This window comes from Micromonospora yangpuensis, assembly GCF_900091615.1.
GTDB lineage: Bacteria > Actinomycetota > Actinomycetes > Mycobacteriales > Micromonosporaceae > Micromonospora > Micromonospora yangpuensis.
Genome location: NZ_FMIA01000002.1, coordinates 672,303 through 693,979, shown reverse-complemented (window position 1 = coordinate 693,979; position 21,677 = coordinate 672,303). Strand labels below are relative to the sequence as shown.

The window sequence follows — 21,677 nt, the reverse complement described above, 5'->3', positions numbered from 1 at the left end:
ACATGTCGGCGTCTTCGCGTTTCGCGGTGCGTCTGCGTGAGCTGCTCAACGAACAGGGCGTCACCTACCGCGCGCTCGCGGCCCGCACCTACTACGGCAAGAGCTACCTCCACGATCTGGCACACGGCCGGAAACTGCCCACGCCGGAGGCCGCCCAGGCGCTGGACACCGCGCTGGACGGCAACGGGGAGCTTGCCGCGCTGGCGGTTCTGGGCGAGGGCGGACGGTGGACGATCGGCTGTGGCACGCGGTGGCGGCAGCAGGACGCCGAAGAGCTTGCCGATTTGCTGGTCACCGCTCTACCGACCCCGGAGAACGCTGTCGAGTTGGCGCACCAGTGGTTGATCGCCGACCCGCCGCAGCGCTACGAACTGAACGCCGGCCGGCGAGTGGGTGCCGAGACGGTGGACCGGGTCGAGCGTCGGGTCCGGCAGTTGCGCCGCTTGGACGATCACGTCGGCGGTGCCGAGACGTACGCGATGGTCGTCGCCGAGTTGGACGCCACCGCCGTGCTGTTGCGGGAGGGCAACCACGTCGAGGCCGTCGGGCGTCGGCTGCTCGGAGCGGTCGCGGACCTGGGGCAGCTTGCCGGGTTCGTCGCTGCGGATACCGGCCGGCTGGTCGACGCCCGCCGTTTCTACCTGGCTGGCATGCGGGCCGCGCATGCGGCGGGGGACCCGGCCAGCGCGGCCAACTGTCTCAGCGCCCTGAGCTATCTCGAAGCGAACGTCGGGGATCGGCGCGAGGCGGTCACCCTGGCTCGTTCCGCGTACGCCGGTGGCCGGCAGGCGGCTGAGGCCACCGGCCGCGCGTTGCTGCTGGAACGGGTTGCGTGGGCGCACGCCCGTGTCGGTGAGGGGGACTTGGCCGAGCGTGCGTTGGGCATGGTGGAGGAGGCGTACGCGGGCCGTGACCCGGAGGTTGTGCCGCCATGGGCGTACTGGCTGACTCCCGACGAGGTGGAGATCATGTCGGGCCGGGTGTGGACGGAGTTGCGTCGGCCGCTGTGGGCGGTGCCGATCCTGGCCCGGGTGACCGCTCACTACGGCCCGGACACACCTCGCGAGACGTCGCTGTATCTCACCTGGCTGGCCGAGAGCCTGCTTCAGGCCGGGGAGGTCGAGCAGGCGGCCGAGACGGCCGGGCGGGCGTTGGAGCTGGCTCGTCGGGCGCAGTCTCACCGGGCGGTCCAGCGGGTGGCGGACATCGGCCGGCTCCTGGTCGAGGCGTCAAGAACAGAGGCGCGGACTTCCTAGCGAGTAGGGAAGCCTCAACCGAGGGCATGCGTTCGGGTACTCTCTGCGCCCGGCTTCAGGTGTACCGTCCGAAGTAGCAGCCCGTCGGGTCGGGCGGTGGTTGCTCATCGCGTCTGCGGGAGATGGCATGACCCAGCCCACTGTCGGTGATCGCCTCGGGGCGATCCGTCGTGAGGGCAAGCTGACGCAGGAGCAGCTTGCCGAGCGGTCCGGGATCAGCGTCGAGGTGATCCGGAAACTGGAGCAGGGCAGCCGTGGCGCGGCTCGGCTCGAAACGCTGCACTCACTTGCCCGTGCTCTGGGTGTGTCGACGTCCGCGTTGCTCGGTGACGCATCGCAGGCCGCCGCACGTGGGGAACCCGGCCACCGGCAGCTGTCGTTGGCGGAGATCCGCCGGGTCGTGGCCCCGGTGCGAGGGATCAGCGGTGCTCCGCTCGTCGTGCCGACGGCCGAGCCGCCCAGCCTCGACGTATTGCGCGGCAACCTCCACGCTGCCGACCGGGTCTACAGCGCTGGTGACTACGCCGCCGCGTTGCGAGTCGTGCCATCGTTGCTAGTGAACGCGCGTGCGGCCGTCGGTCTTGCCGATGACGAGCGACAGTGCGAGGCGTACGACCTGCTCGCCCGCGCCCACCACCTGGCCGGTGGACTGCTGATCCAGTTGCGGGCGGACGACCTGGCACAGATCGCGCTTTCTGGAGCGCTCGACGGGGCGCAGCGGTCCGGGGATCAGGTCGTGGCGGCGACCGTCATCCGGACGATGTGTTGGTTGTTGATGCGCCAAGGCCGCATCGGTGAGGCAGCGGAGCTGGCGGTGGTCACCGCCGACGAGGTCGAGCCACGGTTGTCTCGGGCGACGCCGGCCGATCTTGCCGCGTGGGGGTGGCTGTTGTTGAGCGCCGCCGCAGCCCAGGCCAGGGACAACCGGCCAGACGAGGTGGCCGATCTGGTGGGCGTCGCCGCTGCCGCTGCGGTCCGGATCGGTGAACGGGTGCCGGCGGCCGACCACCTCATGCTGGTGGGCGGGTTCGACACCGCCAAGGTGCAGATGCAGCGGGCGGAGGCGGCGGCCGTGGCCGGTGACGCAGGGCGGGTGCTGGAGCTGTCGGCACTGATCCCGCCCGTACCCACCATCAGCAAGTCTGCGTGGCGACGGCATCGTCTGGATCTGGCGTGGGCGTACGCGGAACTGCGGCGGTATGGCAAGGCAACTGCGGTGTTGACACAGCTGAGCGGCACGGCACCTACCTGGCTGCGCCAGCAGCGGTACGCGCGGGACATCGTGAACGCCATCGCGCTGGGTCGCCGTCGAGCGATGACGGACGAGCTGGCGGACCTGACTGAGCTGATGGGCTGCGCACGCTGACTGGTACGCCACGTCCGAGTCGCTGAATCCGGATCTTCGAATCGCACTTTCCGCACCTGTCCGCCAACTCTCTGTGATTGCAACCTGTGGCGGAGCGGTTACCTGCTGTTTCTCAGCAGGTAACCGAAGCCGGGCGCGCCGGCGGCGATCCTTCCAAGAGCACCTTGGCGCGCCCCTTCCCGTGGGGGTGGCAGTGGGTGACGACAAGCCGGCCAGGAGCCTGGGTGAGCAGATCCAGGCGGCCGAGCACGAGGCGGCCCGCCAGCGGATACTCGCGCTGGCCGAGGCGGAGCGGATTCCGGTCGAGGAGACGACCCGGGTGGTCGCAGTTCGGGCCGGGCGGCGTGGTCGTGGGTGAGTTGCCGGTGGGTCGGCGGGTGGCGTACTGGCGGGGTCGGCGTCGGTTGTCGCAGCAGGTCTTCGCCGACCGGCTCGGCAAGTCGAAGAGCTGGGTGGACAAGGTGGAGCGCGGGGTCCGGGCCCTGGACAAGGTCTCCACCCTTCAGGAGATCGCCACGGTGCTGCGGATCGACCCGGCGGTGCTGCTCGGTCGGGACGCCCGGCCCGTCGAGGTGAGCACCCGGGTCGATGAGGTGGAACGTATCCGGGTTGCCCTGTCGCGCTACGAGGTTCCGCTCGGTCGGCCGCCGGGTAGCCGCCCGGTGCTGTCCGCCGGCCGGTTGGCCCGGCAGGTCGGGCACGCGTGGACGACCTTCCAGTACGCCCGGTACCCGCTTCTGGTCGGTCTGCTGCCCGATCTGCTCGGTGATGCCCAGCGCACCCACGCCGCCGATCCCGCCGCCGGCTGGGTGCCACTGGTGCACACCTACCGGCTCACCGCAGCCCTGCTGGTCAAGCTCGGCGATCCCGAGTCGGCATGGCTGGCCGCCGACCGGGCGATGATCGCCGCCACCGGGGACCGGAGCCTGGTGGCGGCAGCCGCCGTGCAGCTCGGGCAGGTGCTACGCGCCGCCGGTCGGGTACGGGTGGCGAAGTCGGCGATGCTCGCCGCCGCGTACCGGGTCACCGCGGGCGTACCCGGGCGGGGTGCGGACCTGTCGTTGTGTGGAACGCTGCTGGTGCAGGCGGCGCTGGCCGCCGCTCAGGACGGTGACGACAGTGCGGTGGCGGAACTGCTCGACGAGGCCGCCGGGCTGGCCGCCGAGGTCGGCGACGGCCTTGATCACCACTGGACCGGGTTCGGGCCGACCGCTGTCGCGCTGGCCCGCACCGCGGCGGCGGTCGACCTCGGCGACGCCGGACAGGCCATCGCCTGGCACCACAGTGGTATCCGCCGCGACGGCTGGCGCTGGCTGCCCACCGAACACCGCGCCGCCCATCTGATCGACGCCGCCCGCGCCCACCTGCACACCGACGACGCCTTCTCGGCCGGGCGGCTCCTGGCCGAAGCCGACCGGACCGCACCCGCCGAGGTACGCCACCGACCCGCCGGCCGCGACCTCCTCGCCCACCTCGCCCGCGACCCACGCACCCCGACCACCATCACCCACCTCGCCATCACCCTCGGAGTCGGCTGATGACCGGCCCGTTCCTGAGCCTGGCCCAGATCCACAACCGACTGATCCTCACCGCCCGCCAGGTCCTCCGCCAACACCGGCCCGGCCCCGACGGCTGCTGCCCCACCTGCCGCACGACAGGGTGCCCGGTAGCCGACGCCGCCCGCGACGTCCTGCACACCGCCACCCGGGTACGGCTCTGGGCCACCACGCCCCCACCGGACGACTCCGTCGATCCACCGCAGCCCGGCTGACCTCCGACGCCCCCCGGATCTCCAACGACCCCGACGATCCCGACGACCCCGACGATCCCGACGGTCCCGAGCCTGGACCACCCGGGGAGATCTGACCGGAGCACGAACCACCTGCCCCGCCTACCCCCGCCGGGCACCCGCGACAGCTCAGGCGCCTGCGGCGGGCCAAAGACCTGACCCGTCGAACGCCCGACTCCCGCCCTCCCCCGGCGCGCTCGCTCCGTACCCGACCCAGTGGGTAGATCTTGGACACTTACCGTCCAAATACGACGGTAAGTGTCCAAGATCTACCCCGATGCCCGCCGAGGCGGGCATCGGGGCGGGGGTGGTGGGGTTGGCTGAGAAGTAGAACGGTTTTATTTCCTATTTGCCCTTTTTGACGCCTGCAAGGCGTCTGCGACAGCTCAGACGGCGCGGCGAACGCGCGCCCGCCACCCACACAGCGCGACGAACGCACGCCCATCGCCCACGCAGCGCGGCGAACGCGCGCCCGTCGTCCGTGCGGCGCGGCGGGGCCGCTCCCCCGGGAAAGATCTTGGAAGAAATGTGCCCCCATAGGGGCCGATTTCTTCCGAGATCTTTGCCGCAAAGCGGGCGGCGCGGGGGCGGGCGACACGCCGGGCTTCTTGCAATCGAAAACCGTTTCCAACAAGATGGGGGTGTCCAGGGGAGCACGGGTGAGGAGTCGGGATGGGTCATCTGTTGGTGGTGGAGAGCTGGGTGGGCGCGATGAGCGGCCTCCTGCCGAGGGCGATCCGGGAGGGCGGGCACCGGTTCACGTTCCTCACCCGGGACCTGCACCACTACCTGCGCGCCACACCCCCCGGCACGGTCCACCCGCTGCTCGCCGCCGACAACGTGCTCACCACCGAGACCAACGACGTACCGGCGCTGTTGACTCACGTCGCCAAGCTGCACGAGACGCTCGCCTTCGACGGGGTGCTCACCTCCTGTGACTACTACCTCGGCACGGTGGCCCGGATCGCCGAGCGGCTCGGGCTGCCCGGTGCCGCGCCCGGGGCGGTCGAGCGGGCGTACCGCAAGGACCTGGCCCGCCAGGCGCTGCGCCGGGCCGGGGTGCCGGGGCCGGCGTTCGCCGTGGCGCAGGGCTGGGCCGAGACCCTCGACGCCGCCGAGGAGATCGGGTACCCGCTGGTGGTCAAGCCGGTCGACCTCTGCGCCGGGATGCACGTCCGGCGGGTCGACGACCGGGCCGGGTTGCGGGCCGCCTTCGACGCGCTCGCCGGGTTCCCGGTCAACGCCCGCCGGCAGCCCCGGGTGCCGTTGGTCCTGCTGGAGGAGCTGCTCACCGGTCCGGAGGTGAGCGTCGAGACGGTCACCGTTCCCGCCGCCGCGACCGGGTCGGTGACGACCGTGGTCGGGGTGACCGGGAAGCGGCTCGCGGGCGCGCCGTGGTTCGTGGAGAGCGGGCACCTCTTCCCCGCCGACCTGCCGGCGGAGACCAGCCGGGCCGCCGCCGAGACCGCCGTCGCCGCGCTCGCCGCCGTCGGCCTCGACCGGGGCGTGGCCCACACCGAGTTGCGGCTCACCCCGGCCGGGCCCCGGGTCATCGAGATCAACCCCCGGCCCGCCGGCAACCAGATCACCGAACTCGTCCGCCGGGTCACCGGCATCGACCTACCCATGGTGTACGCCCAGCTCGCCCTCGGTGAGCGGCCCGACCTCACCCCCACCGACACGGGGGTACGCAGCGCCGCCATCTCGTTCCTGCTGCCGCCCCGGGCCGGCACCGTCGCCGGGATCACCGGCACCGACCGGCTGACCGACGACCCCCGGGTGGTCGACCACTCGGTGAAGCCGGCCGGGCACCGCACCGGCGACGCGAGCAGCAACAACGAGTATCTCGGGCACGTGTCGACGGTGGACACCACCGGTGCCGGGGCGCTCGCCGCCGCCGAGGAACTCGTCTCCGGGCTGGCCGTCCGGTACGCCGACGAGCTGACCGGGGCCCCGGCGTGAGGGCCGCGACCACGGCGGCGTACCGGTCCGTGGACGAGGTGATAGCGGCGGTGGTGGCCGGGCGGTTCGGGGTGGATCCGGCCGGCCAGCGGGTGAGCGTCGGGTTCGTCACCCGGCAGGGGGCCCGGCATCCGGGGCGCGGTCGGGCGTACCGCAATCACGTACTCAGTCTGCGGGTCGGCGCGGCGGTCGGCTCCTGCGCCGTCGAGCCCGGTGAACTGCCCGACGAGGTGGCGTACGACTGCGTCGGGCACACCGTCGCCGACCTGCTCGCCCATCCGCTGCCACCGGTCCGGGTGGCCGTGCTGGACGCGTACCTGATGGGGGTCCGGCCACACAACGGAGCCGAGTCGGCGTCGCTGCCCGGCGGGGCGTCGCAGGCCGAGCGGGCGTCGCAGGCCGAGCGGGTGTCGCTGCCCGGCGGGTCGTCGCTTGCCAAGTCGACGGCGCGGGCGGCGGCCGTGGTCGATCTGCTGCCGGTCGGGCCGGGGGCGACGGTGCTGGTGGTCGGGGTGGTCAACTCGCTGCTCGCGGCGCTGCGCGAGCGGGGGTTGCGGTACCTGCCCTGTGACCGGGCGGGCGGCAGTACCGAGTGGGGCGAGCCGAGCCGGCCCGACCCGATGCCGCTGCTCGATGAGGCCGACGCGCTGCTGGTCTCCGGGATGACGCTTGGCAACGGCACCTTCGAACCGCTGCTCGACCATGCCCGGGACACCGGGAAGCCGCTTGTCGCGTTCGCCCAGACCGGCAGCGCGGTGCTGCCGTGCTTCCTCGGCGCGGGGCTGACCGCCGTGTCGGCCGAGCCGTACCCGTTCTTCTGGCTCGACGGCGGCCCGACCACCCTCTACCGCTACCGGGTGACGGCGTGAGCGGGCAACGCGAGCGAGCCATGAGCTATGCCGATGCCGAGCGCGTGAGCGCGCCGCAGCTGCTCGGGTTGGTCGGGGGGACGCCGGTGGTGGTCGTGGACACGCCACTGCCGTACCGGCACGGCGGGTTCCGGGCCAAGGTGGAGGGGGCCAGCCCCGGTGGGATGAAGGCCCGCGCGGCGGTGGCCATGCTGACCGCCGCCCGCGCCCGGGGTGACCTGCGCCCGGGTGCCCCGGTGGTCGAGTCGACAAGCGGCACCCTCGGCATCGGGTTGGCCTTCGCCGGGCAGGCCCTGGGGCACCCGGTACGCCTGGTCGTGGACCGGGAGCTGGAGCCGTCGATGCGGGCGCTGCTGCGGGCATACGGGGCACAGCTGGACGTGGTCGACGCACCGCATCCGGTCGGCGGCTGGCAGCAGGCCCGGCTGGACCGGCTGGCCGCGATCCGGGCCGGCACGCCCGGGGTGTGGTGGCCGGACCAGTACCACAACCCGGACAACGCCACCGGGTACGCCGGCCTCGCCGACGAGCTGTTCGGCCAGGTCGACGAGGCGGACGTGCTGGTGTGCAGCGTCGGCACCGGCGGGCACAGCGCCGGGCTGGCCCGACGGCTGCGCCGGTGCTGGCCCCGGCTGCGCCTGGTCGGCGTGGACACGGTCGGCTCGACCATCTTCGGCCAGCCGGCCCGGCCCCGGCTGATGCGCGGGCTGGGCAGCAGCATCCATCCTGGCAACGTCGACCACGCCGCCTTCGACGAGGTGCACTGGGTAGGCCCGCACGAGGCGGTGCAGAGCTGCCGCTCGCTGGCCCGACACGCCTTCGTCACCGGCGGCTGGAGCACCGGCGCGGTGGCCCGGGTCGCCGCCTGGGTGGCCCGTACCGAGCCGGCGGCCCGGGTGCTGGCGGTCTTCCCCGACGGCCCGCACCGGTACCTGGAGACGATCTTCGACGACGACTGGTGCGTCCGGCACGGGCTGCTCGGCCCGACCCGGGGTCACCCGGTGGAGATCCCGCACCCCCGGGCGGTCGAGGTGACCCGGTGGAGCCGCTGCCGCACGGTGGTCGATCCGACCCGGGAGCGCCCCCGCCGGACGAGGCACGAGGTGGCGGCATGGGCGTGACGATGTCCTGGCGCAGCTCTCCGCTGGTGCTGCGGGAACCACTACGGATCTCCCGCTCCACGATGGACCGGCGGGACGCGGTCACCGTCCGCCTCGACCACGCCGGCCACACCGGGTACGGCGAGGTGGTGACCAGCGTCTTCGCCGGCCTGGGCCTCGACCGGATCCACGCCGGGTTGACCGTGCTGCGGTCGCGGACCACCGGGTACGCCACCCCGGAGGCGCTCCACACCGAACTACCCGCGGTCGTCGCCGGGCTGCACCCGGGGACCGCCGCCGCGTTCGACGCCGCCCTGCACGACCTGCTCGGCCGGCTGGCCGGTCGACCGGTACACCGGCTGGTCGGGGCACCCGCGCCGGGTGCGGTGCCGACGGCGTACACCATCGGGCTGGTCTCCCCGACCGAGGCCGGTCGGGTCGCCGGGCGGCTGGTCGCCGCCGGGTTCCGAATCCTGAAGCTCAAGGCCGGCGACGACCACGACGTGGCCCGGGTGGCGGCGGTCCGGGCCGCCGCCCCGGACGCCCGGCTGCTGCTCGACCCGAACGGCGGCTGGACCGCCGAGGCGGCCGTCCGGCGGCTCGACGCGCTGGCCGGGTACCGGTTGGACGCCGTCGAACAACCGATCGCCGCCGGTCAGCTCGACCGGCTGGCCTGGGTGGCCGCCCGGACCCCGGTCCCGGTGGTCGCCGACGAGGACGCGGCCACCGAGGCCGATCTGCCCCGACTCGCCGGCGTGGTGGCCGGGGTGAACATCAAGCTCGCCAAGTGCGGCGGGATCCGGGCCGCCACCCGGATGGTCACCGCCGCCGGTGAGCACGGGTTGGCCGTCATGCTCGGCTGCCTGGTCGCCAGTTCGCTCGGCATCGCCCCGGCGCTGCACCTCGCCGGGTATGCCCGCTGGGTCGACCTGGACGGGCACCTGCTGCTGGCCGACGACCCGTGGACCGGCCTCGGTGGCCACGACGGGACGTTACGCCCGACCGGCACGCCCGGTCTGGGCGTGACGCCCCGCCGACCCGACCCGTTGGACCCGGCCGGGTCGGCACCGCCGCCCGACCCGACGGCGTCGGCCCAGCCGGCCGCGTCGGCCCACCCGGCCGCGTCGATCCAGCCGGCCGCGTCGATCCAGCCGGCCGCGTCGACCCAGCCGGCCGCGTCGATCCAGCCGGCCGCGGAGGTGATCCGGTGAGCGCCACCTGGCGTACCCTGCGCGGTTTCCCGGCCGCGATCCAGCTGCTGGTGGTCAACCAGTTCGGCGTGAACGTCGGCTTCTACCTGCTGCTGCCCTTCCTCGCCGGGTACCTCGCCGACGACGTGGGGCTCTCCGCCGCGCTGATCGGGCTGATCCTCGGTGTGCGCAACCTCAGCCAGCAGGGGCTCTTCCTGCTCGGCGGCACCGCCGCCGACCGGCTCGGCTCACGCGGGGTGATCATCGCCGGCTGCGCGCTGCGTACCGTCGGGTTCGGGTTGTTCGCGGTCGGGATGTCGCTGCCGGTGCTGCTCGCCGCGTCGGTGCTCTCCGGGCTGGCCGGGGCGCTGTTCAACCCGGCGGTCCGGGCCTACCTGGCCCAGGCCGCGCCGGAGCGGCGGGCCGAGGCGTTCGCCCTGTTCAACGTCTTCGCCAGCGCCGGGGCGCTGGTCGGCCCGCTGCTCGGCGGGGCGCTGCTGCTCGTCGACTTCCGGGCCGCCGCGCTCGCCGCCGCCGGGGTCTTCGCGGTGCTCACCGTCGCCCAGGCCCTGGTCCTGCCGGCGCAGCCGAAGGTGGCCAGCGGGCAGAGCGTGCTCGGCGACTGGCGGGAGTGCGTCACCGACCGCCGGTTCCTGCTCTTCACCCTGGCACTGAGCGCCCTGTACGCCTCACAGAACCAGCTCTACCTGGTGCTTCCGGTGCAGGCGGAGCAGGTCGGCGGGCACCCGGCGGCGGTGGCGGCGCTCTTCGTCGTCTCCACCGTGGCCACCCTGGCCTGGCAGGTGCCGGTCACCGGCTGGCTGCAACGGCACGTGGCCCGGGGGCCGGCCATCGCGCTCGGCCTGGCCGTGCTGGGCGGCGGTTTCCTCCTGCCGTTGGTGTCGCTGCCCGGCCCGGCCCCGGTACGGCTGCTGCCGGTGCTCGGCGCGGCCCTGCTGCTCGCCGTCGGGGTGCTCGTCGCCCAGCCGTTCGTGCTGGAGCTGATCCCGGAGTTCGCCCGCGCCGGGCTCACCGGCACCTACTTCGGCCTCTTCTACCTGGTCTCCGGGGTGGTCGCGGCGGCCGGTACCGCCGCCGTCGGCCGGGCGATGGACAGCGGCGGCGGTGCGACCGGCGTACCGGCGGTGGCCTGGCTGTGCTGCGCCGCGCTCGGGCTGGCCTCGGCCGGCGCGGTCTGGCTGCTGCACCGCTCGGGCCGGCTCGCCCCGGCCCCCACCCCGGCCGTGCCGGCCGTCGCCCCCGCCCCCGCCGTCGCCGGGGAGGGCCGGGCATGACCGGACCGACGGTCGCCACCGCCAACCTGCTCACCGACAACCCCGAGCTGTACGAGGCCCAGTTCCCCGACCCGGACCACCTGGCCGCCGGCTTCGTCGCCGACCTGGTGACCCGCTTTGCCGCCCCGACCGACAGCGAACCGACGGCTGCCGGAGTGGCCCGCGTGGCGTCAGGACGGACCGGTGCGGCCGGCCCGGCGGGGGTCGGGTGGCGGCTGTTGGACGCCGGTTGTGGCACCGGCCGGGACGCCGGTCACCTGGCCGGGCGGGGTTGGACGGTCACCGGGATCGACACCTCGGCCCGGATGCTGGCCCACGCCCGGGCCCGGCACCCCGGGGTCGACTTCGTCCAGGCGGACCTGCGCTCGTTCGCCCTGCCCGGACGCTTCGACGTGGTCAGCTGCCTGGACAGCGCGTTGCTCTACTGCCACACCAACGCCGACCTGGTCGCCTTCCTCGAACGGTGCCACACCCAGCTGGCCCCGGGTGGGCTGCTGGTGACCGAGTCGCGCAACGGCGCGTTCTTCCTCGGCAACACCGAACTGCTCGACGGGGTACGGACCCGCACCGTGCTCTGGCGCGGAACCCCGTACACATCGCACACTCTGCTGTGGATAGATCACGCTGAGCAGCTGTTGCGACGGAGGCGGACGTGGACCTGGCCGGAATGCGCCGACCCCCTGGTGCAGACCTCCGCCTGGCGGCTGCTCTTCCCGATGGAGCTGCGGCACCTGCTGGAGACCACCGGCTTCGAGGTGCTGGCCCTCTTCGACCACCCCGGCCCGCGTACCGACCCGCCCTGGCGGGCCGACGCCGCGCTCGGCACCGACCTGCGTGGCGACCGGCTGCACCTGGTCGCCCGCCGCCGCGCCGACCGGACCCGGCCTGACCCACCGCCCGACCTGCCCTGACCTCCCGCCCGACCTGCCCCGACCCAACGCCCGCCTCGCCCCGACCCACGGCCCGGCTTGCCCTCAACTCCCGCCCGATCCACGGCCCGAGCGGCGCCGCCCGAGGCCGCCGCCGGCCCGAACCACCCTGCTCAGGAAGGACCATTCCGCATGTACCCCTCGACCACCCACCTGCCGGCGCTGAGCCGGCGGGCCCTGCTCGGCGGCGCGGTCGCCCTCTCCACCGCCGCGTTGACCGGCTGCGGCGGCGACGAACCGGCACCCGACGCCGCCGGCACCCCCCGCCGGGGCGGCCGACTGCGCGCGGCCTTCGCCGGTGGCGGCGCCAACGAGACCCTCGACCCGCACCTGGCCAACCTCTTCGTCGAGGCGTCCCGGGCCAAGGCGATGTTCGACAAACTCGCCGACTACGGCCCCGACGTGTCCATCCGGCCCCGGCTGGCCAGCGGCTGGGAGCCCAACGGTGACCTGACCCGCTGGCGGGTCAGCCTGCGCGAGGCGACCTTCCACAATGGGCAGCCGGTTCGTTCCGCCGACGTGCTCCACAGCTACGCCCGGATCACCGACCCGAAGCGCGCCTTCCGGGCCCGCGCCAGCCTGGCCCTGCTCGACCTGCCGAACAGCCGGGCGGTCGACGACCGCACCATCGAGTTCGCGCTCACCCGCCCGTTCGCCGAGTTCCCCAACCTGCTGGCCGCCTTCGGCGCGTACGTGGTGCCGGCCGGCGCGGACAGCTTCGCGCAACCGGTCGGCTCCGGCCCGTTCCGCTTCGACTCCTTCCAGCCGGGACGCTCCCTGCTGCTGCGCCGCTTCGACGGGTACTGGGACGGCGCGCCGTACCTCGACGAGTTGGAGTACGTGCTCGCCAACGAGGAGTCGGCCCGGATCAACGCCCTGCTCGGTGGGCAGGTCGAGTACGCGCACGACATCACCCCCACCACCGCCCGGACGTACCAGCGGGACGACCGGGTGACGATCACCCGGATGCCCAACAGCACCATGCAGGGCTTCACCATGAAGGTCGACCGGCCGCCGTTCGACAACCGGGACCTGCGCGAGGCGATGTTCCTGCTGACCGACCGGCAGCAACTGGTCGAGACGGTGCTCTCCGGTTCTGGACAGGTAGGCAACGACCTGTTCGGCAAGGGCTACCAGTACTACGCCGACGACATCGCGCAACGCACGCCGGACCTGGACCGGGCCCGCTTCCTGATCGACCGGGCCGGCGCCCGGGGACTTACCGTCAAACTGGACACCGCCGCCGTGGCCAGCGGCTTCGTCGAGGCCGCCAGCGGCTTGGCCGAGCAGGCCGGCAAGGTCGGGCTGACGGTGGTGCCGACCACCGGCAACAAGGACACCTACTGGCGGGACATCCTCACCGACGGGGTACTGGCCTGCTACCGCTCCGGGGCGATGCCGATCGAGACGCACATCTCCCAGCGGCTGCTCACCGACAGCACCACCAACGCCACCCGGTGGACCCGACCCGACTTCGACGCCCTGTACGCCCGCGCCGTCTCCAGCCCCGACGAGGCCACCCGACGACAGACGTACGGACAGATGCAGCGGATGCTGCACGCCGAGGGCGGCTTCCTGATCTGGGGCTTCGCCGACTTCCTGGTGGCCGCCGCGCCGCAGGTGGGTGGGGTGTCGGCCGACGCCCCGGCCAACACGCTGGACTGGGCCCGCTTCGACAAGGTCTGGCTCGGTTGAGTCTGCCCCGGTACGCCACCCAACGGCTGCTGCTCGGCCTCGGTCAGGTCGTCGGGGTCGCCACCGTCGTCTTCGTCCTGACCGAGGCGCTGCCCGGCGACGCCGCCGTGGTGATCGCCGGGGACCACCCCGACCCGGAACGGATCGCACTGGTCCGCGCCCAGTTGGAGCTGGACCAGCCAGCCTGGCAGCGGTACCTGGGCTGGCTGACCGGCCTGCTCCGGGGTGATCTCGGCGTCTCGCTGGTCTCCCAGCGACCGGTCTCCGGCGTGCTGGTGGCCAACCTGGGCCCGACCGTGCTGTTGGCCACGCTGACCCTGGCGCTGCTGGTGCCGCTGGCCATCGGGATCGGCGTGCTCGCCGCCCGACGCGAGGGCGGTCGACTCGACCGGGCCCTGTCCGCAGTGGTCGTCGGCCTGTACGCGGTGCCGGAGTTCGCCCTGGCGGTCCTGCTCGTCGCCGTCTTCGGCGTCGGCCTCGGCTGGTTCCCGCCGACCGCCGTCGGCACCGGTGGCGACCTGCTGTCCCGGCCCGCCGTGCTGATCCTGCCGCTGGTCGTGCTCCTGGCCCGGCCGATCTGCTCGATCAGTCGGCTCACCCGGGCCGGGATGATCGAGGCGGCCGGCTCGGCGTACGTCGGGCACGCCCGCCGGCTCGGGGTGCCGGGGCACCGGCTCTGGCTGGTACACGCCCTGCCGAACGCCCTCGCCCCGGTCGTACAGCAACTCGCCCGGACCACCGACTGGCTGCTCGGCGGGGTCATCGTCGTCGAGGCGGTCTTCGTCATCCCCGGGTTGGGCACCGCCCTGGTCGACGCGGTGACCGCCCGGGACGTCCCCACCATCCAGGCACTCTGCGTACTGGTCGCCGTCACCACCGTCACCGTGAACCTCGTCGCCGACCTGGTCGCGTTCCGGCTGGCCCCACGCACCGGGGCGCTGCGGTGACCGCGCCGGAGCACGACCGCACCGGCCCCGGGCCACACCCCGCTGAACTGGCCTCCCCGGGCGACCCGGACTCCGCCGGATCCCGGCGACGCCGGTCGCGGGCCGTGGTCGGGGCGGTGCTGCTCGCGGTACCGCTGCTGGTGGCCCTGGTCGGGCCGGTGCTGGCCGGCGACCCGGCGGACCGGGGCCGGCCGTTCACCGGCGACGGACCGCTCGGCACCGACTTCGTCGGGCGGGACGTGTGGGGACAGCTCCTACTCGGCGGGCGGTCCGTCGTCGGGGTCGCGGTGGCGGCCACGGCGCTGGCGTACCTGGTGGGTGTTCCCCTGGGACTGTGGGCCGCGACGACCCGCCGACGCTGGCTGGACGAGCTGCTGATGCGGCCGTTGGACCTGCTGCTGGCGATCCCGTCCCTGCTGCTGCTGATCCTGCTCTCCGCCACCGCGCCGCGCGGACCGGCGACCCTGGTGGTGATCGTCGCCGTGATCGGCCTGCCCGAGGTGGCCCGGATCAGCCGCGCCGCCGCACTGCCGTTCGCGCACGGCCCCGGCATGGAGGCGCTGCGGTTGTACCGGGAGAGCTGGTGGCGACGGGCGGTCGGCCACGTCGGCCGGGGTGTCCGGCGGGTGCTGCTGGCCGACGCGGGGGTCCGCGTCATCGGCGCCCTCTACCTCGTCGCCACCGCCAGCTTCCTCGGCATCGGGGTGGCCCCGGACGCCGCCGACTGGGCGGTGATGGTCGACCGCAACCGGGCCGGCCTCGCCCTGCAACCCTGGGCGGTCGTGGCCCCGGCAACCCTGCTCATCGCCCTGGCCATCGGCCTAAACCTCCTAACCGACACCCTCTCTGTAAGGAAGGGCCCCTTGTTAACGCATTCGGTAGAGAAGGGTCCCCTTCTCACCACGGACCGCAGGCTCGACGCGGACCGCAACCGCGCCGCGGACCGCAGCCACGCCGCGGACCGCAGCCACGCCACGGACCGCAGGCTCGACGCGGACCGCAGCCACGCCGCAGAGCACGGCGCTACCGCAGAGCGCGGGCCTACCGCAGAGCGCGGGTCTACCGGGGAGCGCGGTGGTCGGGGCGACGCGGAGGCGGGCCGGTGAGCCGGACCGTGCTGCGGGTGGCCGGGCTGCGGGCCGAGGCCGGGCGGCACCGGTTGCTCGACGATGTCTCGTTCACCCTGGCGGCCGGGCGGGTACTCGCTGTCGTGGGGGCTTCCGGCAGCGGTAAGACCACCCTCGGCCGGGCCCTGCTCGGCGAGGCCGGCCCGGGGGTTCGGCTCACCGGCCGGATCGAGGTCGCCGGTCGTACCGTCACGCCCGAGACCCCGCCACCGGCGGGCAGTATCTCCTACGTGCCGCAGCAACCGGCGGCGGTGCTCAACCCGGTCCGCCGGGTCGGCGCGGTGCTGCACGAGATCGCCGGCCGGCACATGCCACCGGGCGGTACCCGACGTGCCCGGCGGCACCGGGTCCACGCCGCGGCCCGCGCCGCCCTGCGGCGGGTCTCCCTGCCGGACGACCGCGACCTGCTGCGTCGCTTTCCGCACCAGCTCTCCGGCGGTCAGCAGCAGCGGCTGGTCATCGCCCACGCCCTGCTGGCCGGGGCCCGGTCGCTGGTGGCCGACGAACCCACCACCGGGCAGGACAACCTCACCCGACGCGACGTGGCGACCGAGCTGGTCGGCCTGGCCCGGGGTGGGATCGCGGTCGTCCTGCTCAGCCACGACCTGGACCTGGTCCGGATGGTCGCCGACGAACTGCTCGTGCTGCACCGGGGCGAGCCGGTCGAGTACGGCCCGACCGGCGAGGTCTTCGCCGCCGGCCGCCACGAGTGGACCCGCCGGCTCCTCGCCACCCGGCCGGTCGAGGCCCACAGCGCCACCAACCAGACCGGGACCACCGTCGAGGCCGGAACCGCCACCGACCAAGCCGGGACCGTCGTCGTCGAGGCCGGAACCGCCACCGACCAAGCCGGGACCGTCGTCGTCGAGGCCGGAACCGCCACCGACCAAGCCGGGACCGTCGTCGTCGAGGCCGGAACCGCCACCGACCAAGCCGGGACCGTCGTCGTCGAGGCCGGAACCGCCACCGACCAAGCCGGGACCGTCGTCGTCGAGGCCGGAACCGCCACCGACCAAGCCGGGACCGTCGTCGTCGAGGCCGGAACCGCCACCGACCAAGCCGGGACCGCAACCGGCCAAGCCGGGACCGTCGTCGTCGAGGCCGGACCCGCCACCGACCAAGCCGGGACCGTCGTCGTCGAGGCCGGACCCGCCACCGACCAAGCCGGGACCGTCGTCGTCGAGGCCGGGACCGGCACCGGCCAAGCGGGGACCGTCGACGGACAGGCTGTGCTCGCGGTTGTCGGGCTGGTCGCCGAGCACTCGTCCGCCGGGCGGCGGCGAACCGTCCTGGAAGGAGTGGGCCTCGACCTCGCCGCCGGGAAGTGCCTCGCCCTGGTCGGCCGTTCCGGCAGTGGCAAGACCACTCTGGCCCGCTGCGTCGTCGGCCTGCACCGACCGCGTACGGGCACCGTCGCCCTCGCCGGCCGTCCCCTGGCCGCCACGGTGGACCGGCGACGACGCGCCGAGTTGGCCGCCGTGCAGTACGTCTTCCAGGACGCCCGGGCCAGCTTCGACCCCTGGCGGCCGGTCGTCGACCAGGTCGCCCGCCCGGCCGTACGACTGCACGGTCGGTCGACGGCGGCGGCCCGGAAGGCGGCGCGGGCCGCTCTGGAGCGGGTGGGGTTGACCGGTTCCGTGGTGACCCGGGATCCCGGCCGGCTCTCCGGCGGTGAGCTGCATCGGGCCGCCCTGGCCCGGGCCCTGCTCGCCGAGCCCCGGGTCCTGGTCTGCGACGAGATCACCGCCGGGCTGGACGCGGTCACCCGGGACCGCATCCTCGCCCTCGTCGACGGGTTACGCCGGGTGGAGCGGCTCGCCCTGCTGGTGATCACCCACGACCGGGACGTGGTCGCCCGGCTCGCCGACCGGGTCGCCGTGCTGCACGACGGTCGGGTCATCGAGGACGGGCCGGCCACCACCCTGCTGACCTCGGCCCGACAGCCGTTGAGCCGATCGTTGTTGCACCTCGACGGGGCGGACGCTCAACCGGATCGTCGGTGAGCGGGGTGCCCGCCCACGGTCACGGCAGCTCGAACGAGCCGGTGACGATCTCGCCCGCCGGCACGTACCTGCCGATCAGCACGCCGGTGCTGGAGACCGTGCTGTCGACGAGGTTCAGCCCGGCGGGCACGGTGCCCCCGGCGAAGAGGCGTTTGCCCGCACCGACCACGACCGGAAAGATCCACAGGAAGTACTCGTCGACGAGCTGGTGGCGCAGCAGGGTCTGGATCAGGTCCCCGCTGCCGTGTACCTGCAGCTCCGGCCCGTCGGTCTGCTTGAGCGCCGTGATCCCGGCGGCGGCCTCCCCCTCGACCAGTACGGAGTTGCGCCAGGCGAGCGACGGCCGGCCCCGCGACACGACGTACTTGGTGGCGTCGTTCAGCGGTTTGGCCTCGTCCTCCGGGGCGTGCGGCCAGTGCGCGGCGAAGATGTCGTAGGTCCGACGGCCGAGGAGCAGGTCGAAGGGCTTGCCCATCGCCGCCCCCATCGCCTCGTTCATCGTGTCGTCCCAGTAGTTGACCGACCAACCACCGTGGGCGAAGCTGCCGTCGTCGTCCTCACCCGGCCCGCCGGGTGCCTGCATGACCCCGTCGAGGGTCAGGAACGTACTCACGATCAGTTTTCTCACCGGGTGGATCCCTCCGATTCCAGATGCCGGGGCGCGGTTCAGCGCGCCGCGGCGGCCAACAGGTCGTCGATCTGCCCGAGCGCCTGCCGGAAGCCCTCCTCGGCCCCCATGGCGAGGACGTGTTCGAGCTGTTCGAGGCTGACGAAGCGGGTGACACTCGTCATCCGGGTGCCCGACCCGGTCGCGGTCAGGGTGACGCTGGCGTGGGTGGGCACGTCGGTGGCCACCGGTTCACCGTCGTCGTCGGCGAAGCCGTCGTCGAACTCCAGCCGGTACGGCGCCTCGATCGCGGTGATCGTCCACCAGCCGCGGGACTTCTCCCCCTGCGGGCCGGTCATGTGGTAGCGGGACTGGCCGCCGACGGTGAAGTCGTGCCGGTCGAAGGTCGCCGGCCAGCCGGGCGGGCCCCACCAGCGTTCCAGTTGGCGCGGGTCCTGCCAGACCTGCCAGACGCGCTCGACGCTGGCGGCGAACTCGGAGACGACCGTCAGCGTCAGCGCCTGTTCGTCGCGGTGTGAACTCACCACGGGCATGAGATTGTCACCTTTCCTGGTCCTCGTTCAGGATCTGGTCGATGCCGTGCACCCGGTCGCGCCAGATCCGCTCGTACGCCTGAAGCAGGTGGGCCGCCTTGCGTAGGGCCTCCGGGTTGCCGTGCACGACCTGCTCCCTTCCGCGCCTCTCCTTGGTAACGAGCGCCGCCCGCTCCAGCACCGCGACGTGCTTCTGCACCGCGGCGAAGCTCATCGGGTAGTGCCGGGCGAGCGCCGACACCGACTGTCCGGTGTGCAGCACCCGGTTGACGATGTCGCGCCGGGTGGCGTCGGCCAGGGCGTGGAAGATGCGGTCGACCTCCGCCTCGCCCAGCTCACCTACAACCATGCGGTTGTACGTTAGCGAGGGTCGGCCCGGGACGCAAGCACCCCCGGCGGCGAGCAGGCCGGAGCAATTGCCAACACTTTGCAACAAGCCCTGGACTTGACCCCCCGATGTAACTACCTTCGGACTCGTGACTCCTTACGAAGCAACCGCCTGGCAGGAGAGTTGGGATCGGCAGCAGGAAGCGTTCATGCCGGACCGCGAGCACCGCTTCGCCACGCTCCTCGACGCGGTCGAGGCCGTCGCCGACTCCGCCACCCCACGCCTGCTCGACCTGGCCGGTGGCACCGGCTCGATCAGCCTGCGCGCCCTGGCCCGCCTCCCGCAGGCCCAACTGACCCTCGCCGACATCGACCCGGTCCTGCTCGGCATCGCCGAGGCGTCGCTGGCCGGGCGGGCCACCGTCGTCCGCGCCGACCTGCGGGACCCGCGGTGGTCGAGCGCACTACCCCACTCCGGGTACGACGCGGTCTTCACCGCCACCGCCCTGCACTGGCTGCCCCCGGACCGGGTGACCGCCCTGTACGCCGAGATCCGCCAGATCCTGCGCCCCGGCGGGCTCTTCGTCAACGCCGACCACATGCCCGACGACGGCCTGCCCACCCTCTCCGAGCGGCTGGCCGACTGGGCCACCAGCCGCCGCGCGACCCGGTACCAGGCCGGTGCCGTGCTCTCCTGGCCGGACTGGTGGGCCCACGTCGCGGCCGATCCCACCCTCGGCCCGTTGGCCGAGCAACGCCAGCGGATCTACCCCGCCGAGCACCGCCAGGAATGGCTGCCCCCGGCGACCTGGCACCTGGACGCCCTGCGCGCGGCCGGCTTCGGCGAGGTCGGCACGCTCTGGCGCGGCGGCACCGACGCCGCCGTGGCGGCGCTGGCCTGACCGACCCACGCCGGGCGGGGTCAGCTTCCGCCGGTTCCACAACGGCAGCGCCGGCGCCGGGCCGGGCCGCCGGGGCCAGGCCGGGCCGCCGAGGCCAGGCCGGGCCGCCGAGGCCAGGCCGGGCCGCCGAGGCCAGGCCGGGCCGCCGAGGCCAGGCCGGGCCGCCGAGGCCAGGCCGGGGGTCAGCTTCCGCTCGGGATCGGGTCGTCGTACTGGCCGGAGGGGCCGGTGAGCTGCCGGCCGGCGACCTGGGGCCAGGCGTTGGGGAGGCAGCCGTGCAGCCCCAACGTCTGCTGCTGCATCACCGGGGCCGGCCCGCCGGCGCGCGGGCACAACTCGTGGCCGCGCCCGAGCCGGTGCCCCACCTCGTGGTTGACCAGATATCGCCGGTAGGTCTCCAGGTCGTCGCCGAAGTGCGGCACCCCGTTGACCCAGCGGGCCACGTTGAGTACCACCCGGTCGCCGTTGCGGCAGGAGGTGTAGCGGTCGGTGAGGTCGCCGCAGAGCCGGCTGCGGGTGACCGGGGTGGCCAGGTGGATGGTGAAGTCGGCAGCGCTGCCCGCGCCGACCCGCTGCAGCCGCCACCGCCCGTCGGCGGTCCAACCCCGCTCGTCGGCGAGGATCGTGGCGACCTCCCGGCCGAACAGTTCCACATCGAGGTTGGTGATGCCATCCTCGACCGCGACCCGGTAACGCAGCAGCTCACCGGCGTTGCCGGCAACCTCGCCCCGGACGGTGGCGAAGCTCCACCGCTCGGTGCCCCGCTGCGGGAAACTGATGCCGGCCTGGTCGCTCCCGGGTGGGGTGCCAGGTACCGGTTGGCTGGTCGCAGCCGTCGCGCCCGAGGTGGGCCCCGGTTGGCTGGCCCGGGTGGGTTCCGGAGGGGCGGTCGCCGCCGTACGGACCGGGTTGCCGACCGCGCCGGCCGGATCAGCGGCGGCCCCGGCCACCGGGCGGCCGGTGGCGACCCCGTCGACAAGCAACGCGTCGAACCCGCCGTTGTCCGCCGTCCAGACCCCACCGGTGACCAGGACGAGCGCCGCCACCACCGCCACCGGCAGCCCACCGGCCCTGCGACGCCGCCGCCGGTGCGACCGGGGCAACCCCGCCGCCCGCTCCAGCCCGCTACCGCGCCGCCCTGTGGCCGCCCGCTGTCGCCCGCCACCACGCCGCCCTGCCGCCCCCACACCCATACCCATAAGGACGGACCCCACCAGCAAAAGGTTTAACGACCCCGGCACCGAACAGATCGTGGACGGTCCCACGGGCGGAAACCGTCCACGATCTCAACGCGGCTCGATGGCGGGGCAGTGGGTGTCGTGGGTGGGTGGGGTGGTGGTGATCAGGTAGGTGTCGATCACGGTCGTCATGCAGCCCTGGGTGTCGGGGTCCTGCCAGCCACGGGTGTAGACGCCGTGTCCCCACCCGTCGTACGTGGCCAGGACTCCGTGCCGACCGAGCTGCCGGGCGACGTTAGCACTGTGCCGGGTCGATGTGATCGACCCGGCACAGTGGTGCGCGTACTCCTGGGGCTGGCTCAGCTCTTGAAGGCGTCCTTGATCTTCTCGCCGGCCTGCTTGAGCTTGGCGCCGGTCTGGTCGCTGCGACCCTCGGCCTCCAGGCGCTCGTTGTCGGTGGCGCGACCGGCGCCCTCCTTGACCTTGCCAGCCACGTTCTGACCAGTGTTGTCAACCTTGTCGTCGAAACCCATCGTTATCAACTCCTACCGTCATCAAAGCCATCGCTGTTGGCTCTGATT

22 protein-coding genes are annotated in these 21,677 nt (G+C 73.5%); 16 read left to right on the top strand and 6 right to left on the bottom strand.

The window, feature by feature from the left end; all coding sequences use genetic code 11:
• Window positions 1-26 precede the first annotated feature (26 nt).
• The 15 genes from GA0070617_RS03425 to GA0070617_RS30990 all read left to right on the top strand — a co-directional run bounded on the left by GA0070617_RS03425 (window position 27) and on the right by GA0070617_RS30990 (window position 17,528).
• Window positions 27-1,256: a helix-turn-helix domain-containing protein gene (locus GA0070617_RS03425; RefSeq protein WP_175440422.1), complete on the top strand. Its 1,230-nt coding sequence runs from the start codon at window positions 27-29 to the stop codon at window positions 1,254-1,256.
• Window positions 1,257-1,383: 127 nt separating this feature from the next.
• On the top strand, window positions 1,384-2,622 hold the full coding sequence (locus GA0070617_RS03420) for a helix-turn-helix domain-containing protein (protein WP_091433848.1): 1,239 nt from the start codon (window positions 1,384-1,386) through the stop codon (window positions 2,620-2,622).
• Between the two features lie 193 nt (window positions 2,623-2,815).
• On the top strand, window positions 2,816-2,980 hold the full coding sequence (locus GA0070617_RS30345; protein WP_175440379.1) for a hypothetical protein: 165 nt from the start codon (window positions 2,816-2,818) through the stop codon (window positions 2,978-2,980).
• Window positions 2,973-4,160 carry a helix-turn-helix domain-containing protein gene (locus tag GA0070617_RS03415; RefSeq protein WP_229688403.1) on the top strand — a complete coding sequence of 396 codons (1,188 nt, stop codon included), beginning with the start codon at window positions 2,973-2,975 and terminating at the stop codon, window positions 4,158-4,160. The genes GA0070617_RS30345 and GA0070617_RS03415 overlap by 8 nt, the downstream gene beginning before the upstream one ends.
• Window positions 4,160-4,393: a hypothetical protein gene (locus tag GA0070617_RS03410; protein ID WP_091433846.1), complete on the top strand. Its 234-nt coding sequence runs from the start codon at window positions 4,160-4,162 to the stop codon at window positions 4,391-4,393. The genes GA0070617_RS03415 and GA0070617_RS03410 overlap by 1 nt, the downstream gene beginning before the upstream one ends.
• Window positions 4,394-5,083: 690 nt before the next feature.
• Entirely contained in the window at window positions 5,084-6,373 is a 1,290-nt protein-coding gene (locus GA0070617_RS03405) for an ATP-grasp domain-containing protein (protein WP_091433844.1), read from the top strand.
• Window positions 6,370-7,242 carry a Rossmann-like domain-containing protein gene (locus GA0070617_RS03400; RefSeq protein ID WP_091433843.1) on the top strand — a complete coding sequence of 291 codons (873 nt, stop codon included), beginning with the start codon at window positions 6,370-6,372 and terminating at the stop codon, window positions 7,240-7,242. The genes GA0070617_RS03405 and GA0070617_RS03400 overlap by 4 nt, the downstream gene beginning before the upstream one ends.
• Before the next feature lie 44 nt (window positions 7,243-7,286).
• Window positions 7,287-8,363, top strand: a complete 1,077-nt coding sequence (locus GA0070617_RS03395) for a PLP-dependent cysteine synthase family protein (RefSeq protein WP_280519200.1) — start codon at window positions 7,287-7,289, stop codon at window positions 8,361-8,363.
• Window positions 8,354-9,553, top strand: coding sequence for a dipeptide epimerase (locus GA0070617_RS03390; protein ID WP_091433839.1), 1,200 nt, complete (start codon window positions 8,354-8,356; stop codon window positions 9,551-9,553). The genes GA0070617_RS03395 and GA0070617_RS03390 overlap by 10 nt, the downstream gene beginning before the upstream one ends.
• The gene (locus GA0070617_RS03385) at window positions 9,550-10,827 is read left to right on the top strand and encodes an MFS transporter (protein ID WP_091433838.1); all 1,278 of its coding nucleotides are present in this window, start codon (window positions 9,550-9,552) and stop codon (window positions 10,825-10,827) included. The genes GA0070617_RS03390 and GA0070617_RS03385 overlap by 4 nt, the downstream gene beginning before the upstream one ends.
• Complete coding sequence (locus GA0070617_RS03380; RefSeq protein ID WP_091433835.1) at window positions 10,824-11,738, top strand: class I SAM-dependent methyltransferase; 915 nt, start codon at window positions 10,824-10,826, stop codon at window positions 11,736-11,738. Before GA0070617_RS03385 ends, GA0070617_RS03380 begins: the two co-directional genes overlap by 4 nt.
• A 150-nt stretch (window positions 11,739-11,888) precedes the next feature.
• Window positions 11,889-13,451, top strand: coding sequence for an ABC transporter substrate-binding protein (locus tag GA0070617_RS03375; RefSeq protein ID WP_091433833.1), 1,563 nt, complete (start codon window positions 11,889-11,891; stop codon window positions 13,449-13,451).
• Window positions 13,448-14,398 carry an ABC transporter permease gene (locus GA0070617_RS03370; RefSeq protein ID WP_091433826.1) on the top strand — a complete coding sequence of 317 codons (951 nt, stop codon included), beginning with the start codon at window positions 13,448-13,450 and terminating at the stop codon, window positions 14,396-14,398. Before GA0070617_RS03375 ends, GA0070617_RS03370 begins: the two co-directional genes overlap by 4 nt.
• Window positions 14,395-15,504, top strand: a complete 1,110-nt coding sequence (locus GA0070617_RS03365; protein ID WP_229688404.1) for an ABC transporter permease subunit — start codon at window positions 14,395-14,397, stop codon at window positions 15,502-15,504. The genes GA0070617_RS03370 and GA0070617_RS03365 overlap by 4 nt, the downstream gene beginning before the upstream one ends.
• Entirely contained in the window at window positions 15,501-17,528 is a 2,028-nt protein-coding gene (locus tag GA0070617_RS30990; RefSeq protein ID WP_217628763.1) for an ATP-binding cassette domain-containing protein, read from the top strand. Before GA0070617_RS03365 ends, GA0070617_RS30990 begins: the two co-directional genes overlap by 4 nt.
• A gap of 19 nt (window positions 17,529-17,547) precedes the next feature.
• Here GA0070617_RS30990 and GA0070617_RS03350 read toward each other — a convergent pair whose 3' ends face one another.
• From GA0070617_RS03350 to GA0070617_RS03340, 3 genes are read right to left on the bottom strand one after another with little or no spacing between them, the layout of a single operon-like run.
• Entirely contained in the window at window positions 17,548-18,156 is a 609-nt protein-coding gene (locus GA0070617_RS03350) for a dihydrofolate reductase family protein (protein ID WP_091433824.1), read from the bottom strand.
• Between the two features lie 38 nt (window positions 18,157-18,194).
• Window positions 18,195-18,689 (bottom strand): SRPBCC family protein, encoded by a 495-nt coding sequence (locus GA0070617_RS03345; protein WP_091433821.1) that lies wholly within the window; start codon window positions 18,687-18,689, stop codon window positions 18,195-18,197.
• A 7-nt stretch (window positions 18,690-18,696) separates the two neighbouring features.
• On the bottom strand, window positions 18,697-19,038 hold the full coding sequence (locus GA0070617_RS03340) for an ArsR/SmtB family transcription factor (protein WP_091433819.1): 342 nt from the start codon (window positions 19,036-19,038) through the stop codon (window positions 18,697-18,699).
• 127 nt (window positions 19,039-19,165) lie between these two features.
• On the opposite strand from GA0070617_RS03340, the gene GA0070617_RS03335 reads away from it, so the two are divergent.
• Window positions 19,166-19,918, top strand: a complete 753-nt coding sequence (locus GA0070617_RS03335) for a class I SAM-dependent methyltransferase (protein ID WP_091433818.1) — start codon at window positions 19,166-19,168, stop codon at window positions 19,916-19,918.
• A gap of 182 nt (window positions 19,919-20,100) precedes the next feature.
• Here the strand turns inward: GA0070617_RS03335 and GA0070617_RS31240 are convergent, their stop codons facing one another.
• The 3 genes from GA0070617_RS31240 to GA0070617_RS03320 form a co-directional block, all read right to left on the bottom strand.
• Window positions 20,101-20,964 carry a DUF3152 domain-containing protein gene (locus GA0070617_RS31240; protein WP_308472683.1) on the bottom strand — a complete coding sequence of 288 codons (864 nt, stop codon included), beginning with the start codon at window positions 20,962-20,964 and terminating at the stop codon, window positions 20,101-20,103.
• A 240-nt stretch (window positions 20,965-21,204) separates the two neighbouring features.
• On the bottom strand, window positions 21,205-21,417 hold the full coding sequence (locus GA0070617_RS03325; protein ID WP_268239701.1) for an alpha/beta hydrolase: 213 nt from the start codon (window positions 21,415-21,417) through the stop codon (window positions 21,205-21,207).
• 38 nt (window positions 21,418-21,455) lie between these two features.
• A complete protein-coding gene (locus GA0070617_RS03320; RefSeq protein WP_091433814.1) occupies window positions 21,456-21,629 on the bottom strand; it encodes a CsbD family protein in 174 nt (57 codons plus the stop codon).
• Window positions 21,630-21,677: the final 48 nt, after the last annotated feature.

Bases quoted from the DNA above. Each gene is read 5' to 3' on its own strand.
- GA0070617_RS03380 (WP_091433835.1), top strand. From the start codon at position 10,824: ATGACCGGACCGACGGTCGCCACCGCCAACCTGCTCACCGACAACCCC.
- GA0070617_RS03405 (WP_091433844.1), top strand. From the start codon at position 5,084: ATGGGTCATCTGTTGGTGGTGGAGAGCTGGGTGGGCGCGATGAGCGGC.
- GA0070617_RS03410 (WP_091433846.1), top strand. From the start codon at position 4,160: ATGACCGGCCCGTTCCTGAGCCTGGCCCAGATCCACAACCGACTGATC.
- GA0070617_RS03345 (WP_091433821.1), bottom strand. From the start codon at position 18,689: ATGCCCGTGGTGAGTTCACACCGCGACGAACAGGCGCTGACGCTGACG.
- GA0070617_RS03420 (WP_091433848.1), top strand. From the start codon at position 1,384: ATGACCCAGCCCACTGTCGGTGATCGCCTCGGGGCGATCCGTCGTGAG.
- GA0070617_RS03375 (WP_091433833.1), top strand. From the start codon at position 11,889: ATGTACCCCTCGACCACCCACCTGCCGGCGCTGAGCCGGCGGGCCCTG.
- GA0070617_RS03390 (WP_091433839.1), top strand. From the start codon at position 8,354: ATGGGCGTGACGATGTCCTGGCGCAGCTCTCCGCTGGTGCTGCGGGAA.
- GA0070617_RS03340 (WP_091433819.1), bottom strand. From the start codon at position 19,038: ATGGTTGTAGGTGAGCTGGGCGAGGCGGAGGTCGACCGCATCTTCCAC.
- GA0070617_RS03320 (WP_091433814.1), bottom strand. From the start codon at position 21,629: ATGGGTTTCGACGACAAGGTTGACAACACTGGTCAGAACGTGGCTGGC.